Annotated in this window: 17 protein-coding genes; 5 read left to right on the top strand and 12 right to left on the bottom strand. The window is 69.6% G+C overall.

Features of this window, described 5'->3' with window-relative positions:
* Nucleotides 1-71 precede the first annotated feature (71 nt).
* A complete protein-coding gene (locus ITJ61_RS14930) occupies nucleotides 72-1,892 on the top strand; it encodes a carboxylesterase/lipase family protein (protein WP_194686582.1) in 1,821 nt (606 codons plus the stop codon).
* Between the two features lie 21 nt (nucleotides 1,893-1,913).
* On the opposite strand, the gene ITJ61_RS14935 is transcribed toward ITJ61_RS14930, so the two are convergent.
* The 5 genes from ITJ61_RS14935 to ITJ61_RS14955 all read right to left on the bottom strand — a co-directional run bounded on the left by ITJ61_RS14935 (nucleotide 1,914) and on the right by ITJ61_RS14955 (nucleotide 7,335).
* Nucleotides 1,914-3,707 (bottom strand): sensor histidine kinase, encoded by a 1,794-nt coding sequence (locus ITJ61_RS14935; RefSeq protein ID WP_194686583.1) that lies wholly within the window; start codon nucleotides 3,705-3,707, stop codon nucleotides 1,914-1,916.
* Nucleotides 3,708-3,775: 68 nt separating this feature from the next.
* Nucleotides 3,776-4,963, bottom strand: coding sequence for an ABC transporter permease (locus tag ITJ61_RS14940; protein ID WP_194686584.1), 1,188 nt, complete (start codon nucleotides 4,961-4,963; stop codon nucleotides 3,776-3,778).
* A complete protein-coding gene (locus ITJ61_RS14945; protein WP_194686585.1) occupies nucleotides 4,956-5,678 on the bottom strand; it encodes an ABC transporter ATP-binding protein in 723 nt (240 codons plus the stop codon). The genes ITJ61_RS14940 and ITJ61_RS14945 overlap by 8 nt, the downstream gene beginning before the upstream one ends.
* Nucleotides 5,675-6,718, bottom strand: coding sequence for a peptidoglycan-binding protein (locus tag ITJ61_RS14950; protein ID WP_194686586.1), 1,044 nt, complete (start codon nucleotides 6,716-6,718; stop codon nucleotides 5,675-5,677). The genes ITJ61_RS14945 and ITJ61_RS14950 overlap by 4 nt, the downstream gene beginning before the upstream one ends.
* On the bottom strand, nucleotides 6,715-7,335 hold the full coding sequence (locus ITJ61_RS14955) for a hypothetical protein (protein WP_194686587.1): 621 nt from the start codon (nucleotides 7,333-7,335) through the stop codon (nucleotides 6,715-6,717). The genes ITJ61_RS14950 and ITJ61_RS14955 overlap by 4 nt, the downstream gene beginning before the upstream one ends.
* A gap of 116 nt (nucleotides 7,336-7,451) precedes the next feature.
* Between ITJ61_RS14955 and ITJ61_RS14960 the strand changes: the two genes are divergently transcribed.
* Both ITJ61_RS14960 and ITJ61_RS14965 read left to right on the top strand, forming a co-directional pair.
* Complete coding sequence (locus tag ITJ61_RS14960) at nucleotides 7,452-8,135, top strand: response regulator transcription factor (protein WP_104239871.1); 684 nt, start codon at nucleotides 7,452-7,454, stop codon at nucleotides 8,133-8,135.
* 54 nt (nucleotides 8,136-8,189) lie between these two features.
* The gene (locus ITJ61_RS14965) at nucleotides 8,190-8,384 is read left to right on the top strand and encodes a hypothetical protein (protein WP_194686588.1); all 195 of its coding nucleotides are present in this window, start codon (nucleotides 8,190-8,192) and stop codon (nucleotides 8,382-8,384) included.
* 29 nt (nucleotides 8,385-8,413) lie between these two features.
* Here ITJ61_RS14965 and ITJ61_RS14970 read toward each other — a convergent pair whose 3' ends face one another.
* On the bottom strand, nucleotides 8,414-10,099 hold the full coding sequence (locus ITJ61_RS14970; protein ID WP_194686589.1) for an amidohydrolase: 1,686 nt from the start codon (nucleotides 10,097-10,099) through the stop codon (nucleotides 8,414-8,416).
* A gap of 150 nt (nucleotides 10,100-10,249) precedes the next feature.
* Between ITJ61_RS14970 and ITJ61_RS14975 the strand changes: the two genes are divergently transcribed.
* Nucleotides 10,250-11,662, top strand: coding sequence for an APC family permease (locus ITJ61_RS14975; RefSeq protein ID WP_194686590.1), 1,413 nt, complete (start codon nucleotides 10,250-10,252; stop codon nucleotides 11,660-11,662).
* 24 nt (nucleotides 11,663-11,686) lie between these two features.
* On the opposite strand, the gene ITJ61_RS14980 is transcribed toward ITJ61_RS14975, so the two are convergent.
* The 4 genes from ITJ61_RS14980 to pdhA form a co-directional block, all read right to left on the bottom strand.
* Nucleotides 11,687-12,271 (bottom strand): TetR/AcrR family transcriptional regulator, encoded by a 585-nt coding sequence (locus ITJ61_RS14980; protein WP_104239867.1) that lies wholly within the window; start codon nucleotides 12,269-12,271, stop codon nucleotides 11,687-11,689.
* A 166-nt stretch (nucleotides 12,272-12,437) separates the two neighbouring features.
* Nucleotides 12,438-13,745 carry a dihydrolipoamide acetyltransferase family protein gene (locus tag ITJ61_RS14985; RefSeq protein ID WP_194686591.1) on the bottom strand — a complete coding sequence of 436 codons (1,308 nt, stop codon included), beginning with the start codon at nucleotides 13,743-13,745 and terminating at the stop codon, nucleotides 12,438-12,440.
* A gap of 9 nt (nucleotides 13,746-13,754) precedes the next feature.
* Nucleotides 13,755-14,750, bottom strand: coding sequence for an alpha-ketoacid dehydrogenase subunit beta (locus tag ITJ61_RS14990; protein WP_104301204.1), 996 nt, complete (start codon nucleotides 14,748-14,750; stop codon nucleotides 13,755-13,757).
* Nucleotides 14,747-15,850 (bottom strand): pyruvate dehydrogenase (acetyl-transferring) E1 component subunit alpha, encoded by a 1,104-nt coding sequence (pdhA, locus tag ITJ61_RS14995; RefSeq protein ID WP_194686592.1) that lies wholly within the window; start codon nucleotides 15,848-15,850, stop codon nucleotides 14,747-14,749. Before pdhA ends, ITJ61_RS14990 begins: the two co-directional genes overlap by 4 nt.
* Nucleotides 15,851-15,997: 147 nt before the next feature.
* On the opposite strand from pdhA, the gene ITJ61_RS15000 reads away from it, so the two are divergent.
* Complete coding sequence (locus tag ITJ61_RS15000) at nucleotides 15,998-16,639, top strand: TetR/AcrR family transcriptional regulator (protein WP_194686593.1); 642 nt, start codon at nucleotides 15,998-16,000, stop codon at nucleotides 16,637-16,639.
* 47 nt (nucleotides 16,640-16,686) lie between these two features.
* On the opposite strand, the gene ITJ61_RS15005 is transcribed toward ITJ61_RS15000, so the two are convergent.
* Together ITJ61_RS15005 and ITJ61_RS15010 are read right to left on the bottom strand one after the other, a co-directional pair.
* Complete coding sequence (locus tag ITJ61_RS15005; RefSeq protein ID WP_194686594.1) at nucleotides 16,687-16,905, bottom strand: helix-turn-helix transcriptional regulator; 219 nt, start codon at nucleotides 16,903-16,905, stop codon at nucleotides 16,687-16,689.
* Between the two features lie 3 nt (nucleotides 16,906-16,908).
* A complete protein-coding gene (locus ITJ61_RS15010) occupies nucleotides 16,909-17,385 on the bottom strand; it encodes a hypothetical protein (RefSeq protein WP_194686595.1) in 477 nt (158 codons plus the stop codon).
* Nucleotides 17,386-17,390 lie beyond the last annotated feature (5 nt).

Consider the following 17,390-nt stretch of genomic DNA (forward strand, 5'->3'; position numbering starts at 1 on the left):
CGTCGCGAACCCTGCCTCTGCGCAGGTCGAGGTGTGGTGAGGTATCTGAGAGCTGCAACGAGGAGAAGACCATGAGCAGTCCCCGAACTCCGCGCGCGTCCCGGACACCGAAGGTCGGCGCCAAATGGTGGGTGCCGCTTGCGCTGGTCTCGGCCCTCGGCGGGGTTCTGGTCTGGCTCAACCAGGGGCTCTGGTGGGCCTGGCTGCTGGTGGCCGCCAGCGTGCTGCTCGTCGCGCTCGCGGCGCACACGTGGGGCTCTCGCCGGTGGTTCGTGCAGGTGCCGGCATGGCTGGTGTCCGCCTCCCTCGTCGCGGCGATCGCCATCGCGGCTGGTCCGCCGATCGTGACCCGGACCATCGATGGTCCGCACACCGCCGCCGTGACGACCGAGCAGGGAGCGGTGGTCGGGGTGCGCGACGAGGAAGCCGGGGTCGAGGCGTTCGCCGGCATACCGTACGCGGCCCCTCCCGTCGGCGACTTGCGCTGGGCGGCGCCGCAGCCCGCGCGTCCTCGCGCTGAGACCCTGATCGCGGACGATTTCGGCCCTTCTGCTGTCCAATCCGAGCCGTCGTTCTTCGTCCGCGCGGCGACGCAGGTGATGGATGTGCCGCTCGAGAACACCCTGCTCGGCGGCTACGCCACGGACGAGGATGCGCTGCGGCTCAACATCTGGCGCAGCAGTGCGGCGCAGCCCGAACAGCGGCTCCCGGTGCTGGTGTTCGTGCACGGTGGCTCATTCACCGGTGGGTCTGGGGCGCTTCCCGCCTACGACGGTGCCGCGCTGGCTGCTCGCGGAGAGGCCATCGTCATCACCATCAACTACCGTCTCGGCGTGTTCGGCTTCTTGGCGGATGAGGAGCTGGGGGACGAGGGCGGCAACCAGGGTCTGCGCGATCAGATCGCCGCGCTGCACTGGGTGCAGGACAACATCGCCGCGTTCGGGGGCGATCCCGGCCGGGTCACCGTGGCGGGGGAGTCGGCGGGCTCCGGCAGCGCCTGCATCCTCGGCGTCTCCCCGCTTGCTGCGGGGCTCGTGCACGGCCTCATCGGTGAGAGCGGCAGCTGTCTCGGAACGGCCGGCGACAGAGACGCCGGCGACCTGTACGACACCGCCGAGAACGCCCGCGCGGCCGCAGCCTCGTTGCAGGAAGCGCTCGGGGTCGCGAGTCTGGCCGAGCTGCGCGCACTGCCCTCCGAGGTGATCCAGGAGGCTGCGGCTTCGCTGTCGGCGCACTGGTGGCCGCACATCGACGGTGCGCTGCTCCCCGCCTCGCCCACCGAGATCTACGCCGCCGGCGCGCAGAATGACGTCCCGCTGCTCTTGGGCAGCAACGCGGACGAAGCCTCCCTGTCGTTGCTGGGGAGCCTGGACACGGACCCGGGCACCTACGAGCAGGAAGCCCGCGAGACCTATGGCGCGGAGGCGGATGCCTTCCTGCAGCTGTACCCGGGCGAGACCGCCGAGCAGGTGCTCGACTCGCGTGTGCGGGCGGAGACCGACAGGTCCATGATCAGTCCGACCCACGAGTGGGGCGTGAGCGCGGCGGAGACGGGCACCGGGAACGTCTATCCGTACTTCTTCACGCGGGTGCCTCCGGACCCACCGCTCGAGCGATTCGGCGCGTACCACGGGGCCGAGGTCATGTACGCGTACGGCAATCTTGGGGCCGATGGGGACGTCGACTACGAGGCGATCGATCATCGTCTCGAGGCCGAGATGACCGGCTACTGGCTGGCCTTCGTCAGGACCGGCGACCCGAACGGCGATGCGCGCCCTGCCTGGCCCACGCTCCGGGCCTCTCCCGATCACGTCCTCGAGCTCGGCGACGAGACCAGGGTCGTTCCGAGGCCGCGCCAGCAGGAGGTCGACTTCTGGCTGGCTCAGGGCTGATCCCGCTGCACGCGGAACTCGTCACTGTGGTGTGAGCGCAGGCAGCGACACTTCGAACCGGCTGCCCTCGCCGAGGGTGCTCCGCGCCTGGATGGTGCCGCCGAGCGCTTCGGCGAGGCTGCGGGCGATCGAGAGGCCGAGGCCGGTGCTCTGCCCTGCGCGGACCCGAGAGGGCTCCCCGCGCCAGAGGCGATCGAAGACGCGGGGGAGGTCGGCTGGGGCGATCCCCGTCCCGGTGTCGATCACGGCGATGCGCACCGTGCCGTCTGCTGTCGCCGCCTCGACGTCGACGCGTCCGCCGGACGGCGTGTGCCGGAGCGCGTTCGAGAGGAGGTTGTCGAGGATCTGCCGCAATCTGGCGGGATCGGTGGTGAGCGGCAGCTGCTCGGGGGTCGTGACGTTCAGCTCGACGCCTGCGGTGGCCGCGCGGGCTCGGTACGCTTCGGCGAGCTCCTGCACGACGGCGGCCGCATCGCACCGCGTGCGCTCCAGCACGAGGTCGCCGGACTCCGCGAGCGCGAGGAGCTGGAGGTCGCCGGTGATGCGTTCCATGCGACTGGCCTCGTCGAGCACGAGCCGCCGGAGCGCCTCATGTTCGAGGCCGAGTCCATCGTCCGCAGCCTCGACCCATCCGCGGATGTTCGTGAGCGGGCTGCGCAGCTCGTGAGCGATATCGCCGAGCAGGCGCCGGCGGGACGCTTCGTGTCCGGCGATCTCGCTGGACATGCGGTCGAATGCCGCACCGATCCCGGCGAGATCGTCGCGGGCATGCAGGCCCGTGCGAGCGTCGCGGTCACCGGCGCTGAAGCGATCGACGGCGGTCTCGAGTCGGCGCGCGCTCCGCAGGGTCGGCCCGATGATGAGCGCGGCAGCTGCCGACAGGAGCGCGAGCAGCACCACGATGAAGACTCCGAAGCGGGCGATCGATCCTGGGCTCGCGTCGAGCGGACCCTGCGGGCCGCCACGCTCGTCGGTGAGGACCACGTGCACCGCGGGCGCGGTCGTCGCCTCGGACTGGTCGATGCGCGCCTGCAGGAGGCACTCGTCTGCGGTATCGCCGCTCGCCGGGACGGTGCGCAGCGCGAGATGCGCGGAGTCGCTCGACGGGGGCAGGTCGAGCTCGACGTCGGCGACGAGAGGTGCATCTGCGGCGAGCAGGCACGCGTTCGTGCGATCGCGGAGCTCGTCGAGGGCGGTCCGCTCGCTCGGCAGTGGCGTGTTCAGGGCCGCACGGCCGCAGTCTGGGGCGTCTTCTCCGCCGACGACCACAGGGCGACCGCTCGCCCACACCGTCGTGTCGACGAGCGCGTCACCCAGGCACTCCACCACCGCGCTCGCCTGCCCTGTGAGCTGGTCGCGCTGCGTCTGATCGAGCAGGAAGGGCCCGGTGATTCCCTCGTGCAGCTGCGGCTCGAGCGTCACCGGGTCGGAGAGCGGCTCGAGCGGGTCGAGCAGCCGAGTGGAGCTCGCTGGGCGGGGCAGATCGGGCGCCGTGTCGGCGATGACCGTCCCCGCGGCGTCGATGACGGCGATGCGGCGCCCTGTCTCGTTGCCCAGGAGCAGCAGCGTTGGCCCGACGGTGCTCCAGTCGGTGTGGCTCCCAGCCCAGTTCGTGAGCTCGTCGATCACCTGCTCGTCCCGCATGAGCGCGGCGCCGGACGCCTGCTCGTCGTAGCGGTACTCGGAGGTCTCCGCGAGCCAGATCGTGCCGCCCGCCGACGCGATGACGAGCAGTACTCCAGCCGCGAGGTAGCGGGCGAGCAGCCGGGGCACACGTCGGGCGCCCGCGGCCCCGGCTCTTCTGCTTCTGCTCATGTCGTCTGCCATGCTCTCATCGCTGTTCGCCCGGAATGGTATCCGCGCACGGTCGACGCCCTGCCTGCTCACGTCGCGGCGAGGGCCGCCGTCGGCGACTGTCGCGCGGCGCGGATCGAGGGGGCGAGTCCGGCGACTGCGCCTGTCGCAAGCGCCGCTGTCATACCTGCCACGATCGTCTCCACCGGAACGACCAGCGGCCACCCCTGCACGACGCTCCATGCTGCGGTGCCGAGCAGCCCGAGCGGCACTCCGGATGCGCCGCCCAGCGCGCAGAGCAGGATCGCCTCCAGGAGGAACTGGGCCCGGATCTGCCCGCGGTGTGCGCCGAGCGCGCGTCGCAGGCCGATCTCCCGGCGACGCTCGAGCACGGAGACGAACATCGTGTTCGCGATGCCGATGCCGCCGATCACGAGCGCGACCGCGGCGAGCGCGAGGAACAGCCCATCGAAGTTGGAACGGGCGGCGTCCTTCGCGGCGAGGACGGCCGAGGGCTGACTCACCTGCACGAGCCCGCTCGCCCCCGGGGAGAGGGTCGCGGCGACGACCGGACGCAGCGCCTCGATCGACGCCTCGTCTCCGGTGACGTAGGCGACCGTCGGTGCGCCATCGAAGCCGAGCCAGCGCTGCGCCGCAGCATCGTCGACGAGGACCGCTGACTGCAGGTCGCCGGAGAGCGGCGTCGCTGAGAGCACTCCGATGACGGTGAACGCGACGCCGCCGACGTCGATCGTGACGGGACGGTCGGGAAGCTGGGACAGGCCGAGCCGCTCAGCGGCGTCGATGCCGAGCACCGCTGTGGGCAGGTCGCTCTCGGCCAGCCAGCGACCGGAGGTCACCTCCGCCCTGAGCACCCCGGGGAGGTCACCGCGAACGGCGAGCGTCGTCAGCCCGGTCTCCGGGTACTCGCGGAGCTCGTTGCTGCGAATGGGGGCGTGGGCATTGCCGACCGTCGCGGCATCGGTCACGGCCCCGATGCGCTGCAGCATGCCGAGCGCCTCGGCCGGAAGCGGGACGGGGTCTCCGTCGGCACCTGCACGTGGGTCGGCGCGCAGCAGGTCCGCGCCGAGCGCGGTGAGCTGTTCGTCGAGCGCGGCCTGCGAGGACGCGGGCACCGCGGTGACGGTCACCAGCGTGGCGATGCCGATGGCGATGCCGATGGTGGAGAGCACGGCGCGCAGCGGCCGAGTGCGAAGCCCGACCGTGCCCACCTCGAGCAGGTCTCGGAGGCCGAGGCGTCTGCGGCGCTCACGCATGCTCCACCGCCTCGGTACCGGCATCGGTGGTGGTGGCGGTGTTCGTGTCGGCGACGATGCGGCCGTCTCTCAGCTCGACCCGGCGCGGCAGTCGCGTGGCGAGCTCGACGTCGTGGGTGATGACGACGACGGTGGTGCCCTCGTCGTGCAGCCGCTCGAGCAGGCTGAGCACACGTTCGCCGTTCGCGGTGTCGAGGGCGCCGGTCGGTTCGTCGGCGAGGACGACGAGCGGATCGGTCACGATCGCCCTGGCGATGGCGACTCGCTGCCGTTCGCCGCCGGAGAGCTCCTGCGCCGCGTGCCCCATGCGGTGCTCGAGCCCGACGCGCTCGAGCGCCGCGCGTGCGAGATCGCGGCGCGCTCGCCTCGGAACGCCGCTGTAGAGGAGCGCCATCATGACGTTCTGCTCGGCGGTCACGCCGTCGCTTAGGTGGAAGCCCTGGAAGACGAACCCGATCGTGCTGCCTCGCAGGGTGGAGAGCGCACGATCCGTGAGATTTCGGGTGTCGGTCCCGCCGATGCGAACCGCACCGCTCGTGGGGCGGTCGAGCGTGCCGAGCACGTTGAGCAGCGTTGACTTGCCGGCGCCGGAGCGTCCGACGATCGCGGTGAGCTCACCGGGGTCGATCTGCACCGAGACGTCGTCGAGGGCGACGACTCCACCGGGGTGGATGCGGCTGACTCGCTCGAGCTCGAGTGCAGGCGTCGTCGTCATCGTGCCGACACCACCGTCATGCCGGCGTCGATTCCCTCGCCGCTGACCTCGACGCGGTCGTCCGCGATCAGACCGATCTCGACGCCGTGCAGTCCGCCCCGGTCGTCCTGCAGGGCGTACCCGCCTTCGGCGAGGGCGACAAGCGAGGCCACGGGGACGATCAGCACGTCCTGCACCGATCTGGTGACGATGCGGACGGTCACGGCGGCAGCGTCGACGCCGTCGAGGGCGGCCTGATCGTCGATCGCGACGATTGCGTCGACCTTCGCCTCGGCCCCCTCGCCGGTCGTGTTCACGCTGTCGATGGAACCGTCGACGACGCGTCCATCCGGCAGCTCGATCGTGGCTCGTGCACCGGCGCCGATCACGCCCGCATCCTGCGCAGGGACGGACGCCTCGACGACGCGCGTCGTGAGCGTCACCGTGTATGGCTGGCCAGCCGCAGTGTCGCCGAGGCGGGCGCTCACGGCGGCGACGCGACTCGACGCGCTCAGGACGACCACGTCGGCGGGTCCGAGGATGCCGGTGCGCTCGACGCCGAGCGACTCCTGCCAGTCCCGCACTGCCTGCTTGAAGTGCTTCCCCGTCTCGAACGTGTCGATGTCGCTGGGATACAGGTAGCCGAGGTCCATCAGGTTCGACGCGACCATGCTGACATCGGCCCCCTCCATCTTCGGCTTGTCGATCGCGCGGTAGAGCGGAACCTCGCCGATGAGCACGGGCACCGGGCGCTCGTTCGCGCGCAGGGCCACCGACCCCCGATCAAGGACTTCGCCCGCCTCGGGCAGCCAGGTGATGATGCCGTCCGCCTTCGTCGTCACGGGGGCCGCGGCGCCGAAGCCGACGGCACCGTCGAGGCGAGCGGTCTGCACGAGCTCGCCACGCTCGACGACCGTGGTGGACGGCGCGGCTGTCTCCTCCACGGGGGCTGCCTCATTCGCGGGCCGGAGCACCAGGGCGGCACCGCCGGCGCCCGCGGCGAGCGCGGAGCAGACCGCGAGCGCGACGATGAGCGCGGTGCGGCGACGACCTCTCGTCATGCAGCGCTCCCATCCGATTCGGAGGCCACACAGGCATCCACGTACTGCATGCCAAGCGAGATCGAGGTGGCATCGTTCGTCTCACCGCCGAAGGCGATATTGATCCGGCCGAACTGGTCCGCCTCCGCGATCTCGACCTCGCGGACGCCGCGATCGTGCAGGCAGTCCACCACGCCCTGCGCGAACCGCAGCGCATCCGGGTTCTGCACGTCGAGCTCCCACGGAGGCAGCGGCGCCACGCGCAGGCAGAGAGCCTCGGCCTCGGCGGCCTTCACCGGATCCCCACCGTCGCTGGCGCTGACCGAGTCTCCGCCGCCGCCCACGGGGGCGTCCTGCGGTGCATCGGTGTGGTCCTCGAGGCAGCGATCCCGCGCCTTCCAGGCGTCCGCCTCCTCTTCGTCCGACATGTCGAGACGCAGGCGCACCGGCTCGCCGTACTCCGCGATGAGCGCATCGGCTGCCTCGGTCGGGGCCGGAGCGGTCGTCTCCAACGTCGCGATGCCGGTGTCACCCTCAGGGCTCTGGTCGGCTGAGGGTGCGGAGCACGCGGCGAGCACTCCGACGAGCGCGATGGCGCCTGCTGCGGCGGTCAGGGATCGGTGGGTGATGCGGAGCATGAGTCCTCCTCGTGTCGTGAGCGGCCGTGACCCACGCTCGTCCTCGGATGTGAGGGACTTGTGAGCGTTCAGTGCAGAGCCAGACCGCATGGCGGACGCGTGCTTAGGGTTGGGTCGTGACCAGAGTCTTGATCGTCGAGGACGATGCGCTGCAGTCCGAGCTCGTCCGCCGTTACCTCGAACGCGAGGGGCATGACGTGACGGTGCTGGCCGACGGCGCCGAAGCGCTCTCCGAGGTGCGTCGCTCTGCGCCCGACCTGCTTGTCCTCGACGTGATGCTCCCCGGGGCCGACGGCCTCACCGTCTGCCGCACGCTGCGCGAGGAGCAGTTCGAGCTCCCGATACTCCTGCTCACCGCACGCTCCACGGAGAACGATCTGCTCCTCGGGCTCGAGCTCGGCGCCGATGACTACCTCGCCAAGCCGTACAGCCCGCGCGAGCTCGTCGCCCGAGTCCGCGCGCTTCTGCGGCGAGTCCACCGCACGGCGCCGGCCACGAGGGTCGTCGCCGTCGGCGACCTGGAGATCGACCCGGAGCGGCGTCGAGCCACCCTCTCCGATCGGCTCCTCGACCTCACCCGCGCGGAGTTCGACCTGCTCGAGGAGTTCGCCCTGCACCCCGGTATCGTCCTCAGCCGCGCCCGCCTGCTCGACCGCCTGCATGGCACAGATCGCTGGATCGGAGGCCGCACGATCGACACCCACGTGAAGAACCTCCGGGCCAAGATCGAGGCCGATCCGCAGACGCCGTCGAGGCTCCTCACCGTCTACGGGGTCGGGTACACGCTCCACGAGGGCTGAGCCGGACACGCATCACGACCACACCCAACCGCGCTTCAACCAAAGGAACACTGCATGCGACTTCTCGGAACGATTCTTCTTGCCATCGGATTCATCGCGCTCGCCTCGGCGGTCCTCATCACCGACCCGACCGCACTCGACGCGAACATCGGTGCCGGGATCCTCCAGATGGCGGGGTTCGTCGCCGGAGGCGCAGGTCTCGCCGTTCTCCTCGTCAGCCTGCTCGTTCCGAAGCGCACATCTCGCTGAGGACTTCGCGGACGGAGACCGCCGTCGGTCTAGGTGAGCGAGCCGAAGGCCAGCTCTCCTTCGAACAGGACCGCCGACGGGCTCACCTGGCCGAGCTGGTCGAGCTCCACGTCGAAGAGGTCCCTGTCGAGGACGACGAGGTTCGCGTCCTTCCCGACCTCGAGGGACCCGACTCTGTCATCGATCCGGAGCTGTCGAGCCGCCTCGATGGTGTGCCCGCGCAGGAGCGCGGTGACCTCGAAGCGCGATTCGCGGCTCGGCCGGACGCTCCCCGGGTAGCGGTCGGGATCGAGGGGCAGCTCCGGGTCGACCCGCGTCGCGGCCACCTGCATGCCGAAGAACGGGTTTCCTCGGTGGAGCTCGAAGTTCGTCACGACGTCGCTCGCGAAGGTCATCGAGGCGCCGGCCTGCAGGACGCCCCGGAAGTCGTACATCCGATTCCATCGCTCGTCCCCGAGGTAGCTCTTCGCTTCTTCACCGAAGTACCCCGCCGACCAGTGGTTCGTCCAGTTCACGATGATGCCGAGCTCGGCTGGCCGGTGCATGTCCGCCGGGTCGATGAGCTCGCAGTGCGCGAACGTCACCTGCGTCCGCCAGGCACCGCCCGTCTCGGCGAGCGACTCCTTGGCGGCCGCGACGGCATCGCATCCAGCCCGGAAGGCGCGGTCGCCGACCATGTGGATGTGCACGTCGATCTCCGCCTCGTTCGCCAGCAGCAGGCAGCTCACGAGCTCGTCGGTCTCGATCTGCATCTCGCCGAGGCTGCCGGAGTCGTCGTGGACCAGCGGAGCGAGGACCGCGCTGTTCCCGCTCTCGTTCGTGCCGTCGAGGAAGAGCTTGAGCGTTCGCACGCGGATGTGATCCGTGCCGTGCTCGCGGTCGAGGCGCTGGGCTCGCTTGATCGCGTCGGGGAGGTCGGCGAGGGTCCGGAACCGAACGGCGCCTTCGTACCTGGTGTGCAGCTCCCCGCGTCGGTGGAGCTCGCGGAGCGCGGGGAGCACATCCTCGTCCTCGATGAGTGCCTCGAAGAGGGACGTGACGCCGTGCCGGGTCATGAACTCGAAGAACGGCTTCAGGCTCTCGGCGGTCAGCTCCTCTGGTGGGCGCCACCCGATGGAGTCGTACAAGCGGTCGATGAAGCGGAGGTGCGCGAACTCGAGGATGTGCCCCGTCGGCACGCCGTGTGCGTCACGGACGAACATCTCGAGGCCAGGCACGGGGTCTGGCGTGTGCTCGTCGACCTCGAGCAGCTCGAGCATCTTCGAGTTGACCCAGTGCGCGTGGTCGCTGAAGTCCTGGCAGAGCACGGGGCGGTCGCTGATCGCCGAGTCGAGGAGCTCCTTCGTCGGGGCGTTCCCCGCGAACAGCGTGCTCGGGTAGTACTCGAAGAACAGGTAGGGCGCCTCCTCCTTGGGGTGCCGCTCGCCGTGTTCGCGGATGAAGGCGAGGATCGCGTCCACGTCGTCCGTCTGCGGGAGGGAGACGTGCCAGGCGCTCTTCGCGACGCCGCTGGGATGCGTGTGGGCGTCGATCAGGCCGGGCAGAACGAGTCGTCCGCCCAGGTCGTAGCTGGGAAGCCCCTCGGCTGGGAGGGCCAGCGAGTCCTCCTCCCTGAGCATCTGCGCGATCCGGCCGTCACGGATGACGGCTCCGCTCGCCCACGGAGCGGCCTCGTCGGCGGTGAAGAATCTGCCGTTCGTCAGGATCAGGTCCACGATGAGCGCTCCTTGCGGGTAGAGACGTAACAACTTGGAAATGCAGTCTGGCATAAATTAGCAATGTTGGTAATCTATTCGCCAGAGGGCACGCTTCGTGCCCCACTCCACGCGACAGTGCAGTCGACGGAGACCCCCAGAGGAGCACCCGTGAGTCAAGCCACCCAGTTCGTTCGATCACTCAAGCTGCGTCACCTCCTGGCGTTCGGGCTTGCCTACCTCGCCCCGACGGCCATCTTCAACTTCTACGGCATCGCCACCGAGCTCAGCGGGGGCATGATGGCCCTCGCGTACCTCGCGTACCTCGTGACGCTGGTCGTCATGTTCTTCACCGCGTACTCGTATGCGCAGATGGTGAAGGCCTTCCCGGTCGCCGGGTCCGCGTACACCTACGTGCAGAAGAGCGTGCATCCCTACCTCGGCTTCGCGACCGGCTGGGTGTTCCTGCTCGACTACATGCTGCTCCCGATGATCTGCTACCTGCTGTTCGGGATCTACATGGAGGAGTACGTTCCCGCCATTCCGACCGCCATCTGGGTGATGCTCGCGGCCGGCTTCGGCGCGGTCATGAACATCCTCGGAGCACGGGTCTCCGGGCGACTCAACATCGCCGTCGTCTCCGCGCAGATCATCTTCGCGGTTGTGCTCATCGGCCTCATCACGAGCTACGTCCTGCAGGGCGGTGGAGCCGGTGGCCTCTTCGTGCCGGAGGCCATCTACAACCCCGAGACGTTCAACTTCGGCAACGTGATGTGGGCGGCCTCGATCCTCGCCGTCTCCTTCCTCGGCTTCGACGCCGTCTCCACGCTCGCGGAGGAGACCCACCAGCCGACCGTCACGATCCCGCGAGCGATCCTGATCATGTGCATCGGGGCGGGCCTCGGCTTCGCGACGATCGCCTACTTCCTGCAGATCGCCTGGCCCACCGGGTACGCGGAATTCGAGGATCCGGATACCGGCATCTTCGAGCTCCTGCCCCGGATCGGCGGAGAGGCACTGAACATCACGTTCTTCGTCGCCGATCAGGCCGCGAGCATCCTCTGCGCGATGGCGGCCGTCGCCGCCGTCTCCCGCGTGCTCTACGGCATGGGCCGCGACGGTCTGCTCCCGAAGCGGTTCTTCGGCAAGCTCTCGCCGCGGTTCGGAACCCCGGTCAACAACATCGTGCTCGTCTCCGTCGCGGCGCTCGGCGCCGTCTTCTTCACCGACAACCTCCTCGGCGCGACCTCGCTCACGAGCTTCGGCGCCATCACGGGCTTCATCATGGTCAACATCGCCGTGATCAACCACTACTTCGTTCGCCAGCGCCGGCGTTCGCGGATGGATGTGGTGCGCTACCTCGTCCTCCCGCTGATCGGCGTCGCCACCAATGTCGCCCTCTGGGTGAGCATCGATTCCTCAGCGAAGATGCTCGGCATCACCTGGCTGATCATCGGGGTGATCTACCTCGGCTTCCTGACCAAGGGCTTCCGCCGTCTGCCCGCGCAGATCCGCGCGGAGGACGAGGTCGGCGACGACGAGAGCACCCGCAGTCTCGAGGTGCCGAGCGCCGACCGCAGTTGAGCCACGATCGGGCGGCGGCGGCGCTCAGGCAGCCGCCGCCGCTTGGATCATCGACGCCGCCAGGTCGCGAAGCGGACTGGTCTGCGCGTCCGGGAACTGGAGAACGCTCATGCTCGAGGACCCGATGGTGAGGCACAGCATGGCATAGCCGAGCGCCTCGCTCCGTGCGACGTCCATCTCCCGGTGCGTCGCCCTGATCGCCGCGGCGACCTCGGTGACCACGGTCGCGTAGCTGTCGAGCAGGCGCCGCCTGACCTGCTCGTCGTGCTGGGACCAGGCCAGGAATGCATCGAACACGGCATCGTCTGGACTCGCTTCGACACCGGTGCCGAAGAGGAAGTCGAGCACCCCCTCGAGCCCCTGGCCGGAGCGCGCGGCCTGCACCCGTTCGTGCATCTCCTGCGCGTACGGGTCCATCGTCGAGTTCCAGACGAGCTGGATGAGCTCGTCGCGGTTGCCGACGTAGTGACGGATGTGCGCCCGGCTCAGCTGAGCTTCGGAGGCGATGCGCTCCTGGGTCGCGCCCTCGACTCCGTACTTCCCGATGACTCGCTTCGCGGCCGCGACGATCTGCGGGCGCCGCTCATGCACAAGACTCGGTCGGCCCATGTGGTCCCTCCTTCAGCTTCCCACCTGGAGTGGGCGTCGCCCGGGCTCTCCGGTTTCGAGCGACGGTCCCACCACAGTACGAGATCGCCGCCCGGGAAGCCGGACCGCCAACACCGGGTCGGGGTCGCGGGGGTGCGACCGTCCCCGCGACCGCGATTCCAGTCGCTCAGGCGATGATGTGCATGGGCTGTTCGAGGAGCCCCGTCAGCGTGGCGAGGAACGCTGCGGCAAGGGCTCCGTCGATGATGCGGTGGTCGGCGGAGAGGGTGTATCGCAGGCGGTGACGCACCTCGACTGCCCCGTTGATCGCGACGGGTTCTGGCTTCGCTGCGCCGACGGCGAGGATCGCCCCCTCTGGCGGGTTGATGATGGCGGTGAACTGCTCGACGCCGTACATGCCGAGGTTGCTGATCGTGAACGTGCCGCCCGCCATTTCCGAGGGGCCGAGCTTGCGTTCCTTGGCGAGCCCGGCCAGTCGCCGAGACTCGCGCGCGATGTGCGATGTCGGCCTCAGGTCGGCGTCGCCGATCACCGGCACGACGAGGCTAGTCGGGGAGGCGATGGCGATGCCGATGTTGACGCGCCCGTGGAGCAGGGTCTCTCCGCGGCCCTCGGGGGAGTAGGAGGCGTTGACTCCCGGATGCGCGCGAAGCGCGATGGCGCAGGCGCGCACGAGGAGATCGTTGACGCTGATCTTGGGGCGCCCCGTCGATTCGAGGTTGCCGTTCAGCTCGGCTCGGAGCGCCAGGAGGGCCTCGACGTCGGCCGCAGCCGTGACGAAGAAGTGCGGCACCGTGCTGCTGCTCTCGCTGAGGCGCCGAGCGATCACTTCGCGGGTCTTGTCGAACGGGACTGCAGTCGGCTGTCGCGCATCGGGAGCGCTGGTGCTGGTGCGGGTGCCGCCGCCGGTGGCCTGGCCCGCCGTCGGGCTCGATGCGCATCGAGCTGACGAAGCGATGGCCGTGTCCGCGGGGGAGGCCTGACGTGCGCGTGCATCCTCGATGTCGGCGCGGACGATCCGGCCGCCGGGGCCGGATCCCAGCACGCCAGACAGGTCGATCTCGTGCTCGCGAGCGAGTCGGCGCGCGAGCGGCGTAGCGAACAGCCGCTGTCCTGCTGCGACCTGGGAAGCGACCTCCCGAGCGGCGGCGCTCGCGTCCGCTGCGCCAACCGCTTCCGCTTCCGCGGGCGCGACAGCGTCGGATGCGCTCGCTGGTGCGTCGTCGTTCGCGTCGTCGGTGCCGTCATCGAGGCGCGCGATGACCGTGCCGATGGTCGCCACCTCGCCTTCGGCGACCAGGATGTCGCGCAGGACGCCGGCGTCGTAGGCCTCGTACTCCATGGTGGCCTTGTCGGTCTCGATCTCGACGAGGAGGTCGCCCACGGCGACGGCGTCGCCTGGCTGCTTGTGCCACGCGGCGATGGCGCCCTCCTGCATGGTGTCGGAGAGGCGGGGCATGAAGATATCGATCATGGGGTGTCCTTAGATGCGGCGGGAGACCGCGGCGAGGGTCTGCCGGATGGCGGTGGCGGCGTCGTCCGCGGAGGGGAGCGCGGCGGTCTCGAGCGGCTTGGAGTAGGGCATGGGCACCTCGGCCATCGCGACCCGGCGCACGGGTGCGTCCAGCCAGTCGAAGGCGCCGTCCGAGATGGTTGCGGCGATCTCGGCACCGATGCCGTAGGTGAGCCAGTCGTCTTCCAGGACGACGGCGCAGTGGGTCTTCTTCACGGATGCGATGACGGTGTCGCGGTCGAGCGGGCGCAGGCTGCGGAGGTCGACGACCTCCACGTCGATGCCCTCGGTCTCGGCGAGCCGCTCGGCCACTTCGAGGGCGACGGCCGCCATGCGCGAGTAAGCGACCACGGTGATGTCGGCACCCTCGCGGGTCACGGCGGCCCGGCCGATCTCGGCGGGGGTGTCGTCGTCCGGCACCTCGCCCTTGGTGTTGTAGAGCGCTAGGTTCTCGAGGAACAGCACGGGGTCGTCGTCGCGGATCGCGGCCAGCAGCAGCGCTTTCGCGTCAGCGGGGCTGGACGGGGCGACGACCTTCATTCCTGGCACGAACGCGTAGTACAGCTCGATGTTCTGCGAGTGCGTGGCGCCGAGCTGCTGCCCGCCTCCGCCCGGGGTGCGGATGACGAGGGGGACCCGGGCCTGACCGCCGAACATGCCGTAGATCTTCGCGGCGTGGTTCACGATCTGGTCCAGGGCCAGCAGCGAGAAGTTGATGGTCATGATCTCCACGACCGGGCGCAGCCCGAGCATCGCGGCGCCGATGGCGGCTCCAGTGAACCCCTCCTCGGCGATGGGTGTGTCTCGCACGCGCTTCTCGCCGAACTCCGCGAGCATGCCGGCGGTGATCTTGTACGAGCCCTCGAAGACACCGATCTCCTCGCCGATGAGCAGCACGTTCTCGTCTCGCAGCATCTCGGCGCGGAGAGTGTCATGGAGCGCCTGACGGTAGGTCATCATGCTCATGCGGATGCTCCGATCGTGGGTGAGGGGGATGGTTCGAAGAGCGGCTGGCCGGGCAGCCTGCGGGAATCGTTGGGAACCGGTGTGGCGTAGGTGTAGTCGAAGAGCGTGTCGACCGACGGGTGCGGGCTCGCCTCGGCGAACGCGACGGCCTCCGCGACGGCGGCCATGGCGGCAGCGTCGATGTCGGCGATTGCCTCGTCAGTCAGGAGTCCCTGCTCGGCGAGGCGAACCGCGAACGCGGCGATGGGGTCGCCGGCCTTGAGAGCCTCAGCCTCCTCGCGGGTGCGGTACTTCGCGGGGTCGACGACCGAGTGGCCCTTCAGCCGCTCGCTCACCGTCTCCAGCAGGAACGGCTTGCCGGCCCGGGCGCTCGCGAGCGCGCTGGCCGCGGCGTCCCGGACGGCGACCGGGTCGTTCCCGTCGACGCGGGCGGATGCCATCCGGTACGAGGATGCCCGCTTGTGCAGCTCGGGCTCGCCGGAGGCGCGCTCGACCGTGGTGCCCATCCCGAGGCCGTTGTTGACGACCACGTAGGCGACCGGCAGGTCCCACAGGGCAGCGATGTTCAGCGACTCGTGAAACGCCCCGATGTTCGTGGTGCCGTCTCCCATGACGCAGACCACGGCCTCTTGGCCGCTGCGGTAGTCGATCGCGAGGGCCGCACCGGTGGCGAGCGGCACCTGCCCGCCGACGATGCCGTACCCGCCGAGCAGGCGCGACTCCAGGTCGAAGAGGTGCATCGACCCGCCCCACCCCTTCGACACGCCGCCGCTGCGCCCGTAGAGCTCTGCCATGATCCGCCCTGGCGCGATGCCTCGCCCGAGCGCGTACCCGTGCTCCCGGTAGTTCGTGAAGAGGTAGTCGGTCGACTCCATCGCTGCCATCAGGCCGACCACCGTCGCCTCCTCGCCGAGGTTCAGGTGGCAGTAGCCACCGATCTCCGCCTGCGTGTACGAGCGGGCGGCGCGCTCCTCGAACCGCCGGATCAGCACCATCTGGCGGTAGAACTCGACGAGTCCCTCGCTGTCGAGGGCCGTGGTGTGTGCTGAGGGTGGATTCGACGCTGTCTTCCGCGGGGTTGCGGATCTGCGTGCAGCCATTGGGAGCTCCTCTCGCCTGGCCCTTCTGGGGCTCGGCGCGATCGACCGCGAGGGATGACCACGCGAGTAATGAAACGAATACGTCTCATTATAGGATGGTTGTCGTCGAGGGTCGACATGCGAAGCACGAGGTGGGGAGCACTGCGGATGAGCGAGACCGTGTCGAGCACGAGCCGCAAGCGGGGCCGCCCGACCGCCCAGGAGCGGGAGGAGCGCCGAGACCAGATCCTGGACGCCGCCGTCGCGCTGTTCGTGTCGAATGGCTACGGCCAGGTCACCGTCGACGAGATCGCAGCAGCCGCACGGGTCACCAAGCGCACGATCTACACCTACTTCGGCGACAAGGCGGAGGTATTCACCGCGGCGATCGAGCGGTTCCGCGCTCGCGACCTCGCGAACCACGGGGTGACCGCCGAGTCGCTGCTCGAGACCGCAGCGCGGCTCGTCTTCGTCCTGCACTCGGACAACGCCGTCGGCCTGCACCGGCTCATGATCGGAGAGGCGGCGCAGTTCCCGGAGCTCGCGTCGGGCTTCTACTCCAGCGGGCCACGGGGGTACGTGGCTCTGCTTGCGCAGCACCTCTCTCCTGCTAGTGGGCTCGTGGAGGTGAAGACGGACGCGGAGGTGCTGGCGCTGGCGGAGGCGCTGTTCGGGCTGCTCCTCGGTGAGCCGCACCGACGCCGCCTGCTCGGCCTGGCGCCCGCACCGACTGTGGCGGCTGCTCGCGCGCACGCCGAGCAGGTCATCGCCCTCCTCGGGCTGACGGAACGCTCGCGCGACGACGGCTGACGCGGCCCTTCTCGCGGAAGCCTGCGGGAGTCGTCAGCGGGGATCCGTCACTCGGCGTCGTCGGCCCCTTCGGCGTCATCGTCGTCGAAGATGCTCTCGATCGGGCACTCGAAGACGCGCGCGATGCGGAACGCGAGGGGCAGCGAGGGGTCGAAGCGGCCGCGCTCGATGGAGATGACCGTCTGGCGGGAGACGCCGAGCTCCTCCGCGAGGCGCTGCTGCGACCACCCGCGTTGCTTGCGAAGGTCGGGGAGCTCATTCTTCACCGACTAGCCTCGCCTTCGCTCGAGGCCATACCGGATGCTCACCGATCCCATCGCGACGACGATCACGGCGACCAGGGCAAGGAGCGCGGGAATATCGAGGTTCCCGACCGCGATGACCGCGGTGCCGAGACCGGTCACGAGCAGGGTGTCGCCGAACGCTCCACTTGTCGCACGTTCGATCCATGCCGACTCCACCGACTGCTCGGGGCGCGGGGTGGCTCCTCGAAGGCTGTCCCGGTCGACGGACAGCGCCCACACGAGACCGGCACAGGCCCAGAACGACACCAGCACCGTCGCGAACCACCCGACGAGCGGGTGCGGGCCGGCGGACCCTGTCAGCACCAGAATCGTTGCGATGGCGCAGGCGAGGAGCAGGCCGGAGGGGATCGCCAGCCAGAGTGCCGACCAGCGCCCACCGAACTTCACTCGGCCCCACCGGCTTCGAGTGTCCGCTGTGTACGAAGAACGCTCGGTGTCCATGTTGC

The organism is Pseudoclavibacter sp. VKM Ac-2888, from assembly GCF_015351285.1.
Classification (GTDB): Bacteria; Actinomycetota; Actinomycetes; order Actinomycetales; family Microbacteriaceae; genus Pseudoclavibacter.

Bases quoted from the DNA above. Each gene is read 5' to 3' on its own strand.
- ITJ61_RS14930 (WP_194686582.1), top strand. From the start codon at position 72: ATGAGCAGTCCCCGAACTCCGCGCGCGTCCCGGACACCGAAGGTCGGC.
- ITJ61_RS14935 (WP_194686583.1), bottom strand. From the start codon at position 3,707: ATGAGCAGAAGCAGAAGAGCCGGGGCCGCGGGCGCCCGACGTGTGCCC.
- ITJ61_RS14940 (WP_194686584.1), bottom strand. From the start codon at position 4,963: ATGCGTGAGCGCCGCAGACGCCTCGGCCTCCGAGACCTGCTCGAGGTG.
- ITJ61_RS14945 (WP_194686585.1), bottom strand. From the start codon at position 5,678: ATGACGACGACGCCTGCACTCGAGCTCGAGCGAGTCAGCCGCATCCAC.
- ITJ61_RS14950 (WP_194686586.1), bottom strand. From the start codon at position 6,718: ATGACGAGAGGTCGTCGCCGCACCGCGCTCATCGTCGCGCTCGCGGTC.
- ITJ61_RS14955 (WP_194686587.1), bottom strand. From the start codon at position 7,335: ATGCTCCGCATCACCCACCGATCCCTGACCGCCGCAGCAGGCGCCATC.
- ITJ61_RS14965 (WP_194686588.1), top strand. From the start codon at position 8,190: ATGCGACTTCTCGGAACGATTCTTCTTGCCATCGGATTCATCGCGCTC.
- ITJ61_RS14980 (WP_104239867.1), bottom strand. From the start codon at position 12,271: ATGGGCCGACCGAGTCTTGTGCATGAGCGGCGCCCGCAGATCGTCGCG.
- ITJ61_RS14985 (WP_194686591.1), bottom strand. From the start codon at position 13,745: ATGATCGATATCTTCATGCCCCGCCTCTCCGACACCATGCAGGAGGGC.
- ITJ61_RS14990 (WP_104301204.1), bottom strand. From the start codon at position 14,750: ATGAGCATGATGACCTACCGTCAGGCGCTCCATGACACTCTCCGCGCC.
- pdhA (WP_194686592.1), bottom strand. From the start codon at position 15,850: ATGGCTGCACGCAGATCCGCAACCCCGCGGAAGACAGCGTCGAATCCA.
- ITJ61_RS15000 (WP_194686593.1), top strand. From the start codon at position 15,998: ATGAGCGAGACCGTGTCGAGCACGAGCCGCAAGCGGGGCCGCCCGACC.
- ITJ61_RS15010 (WP_194686595.1), bottom strand. From the start codon at position 17,385: ATGGACACCGAGCGTTCTTCGTACACAGCGGACACTCGAAGCCGGTGG.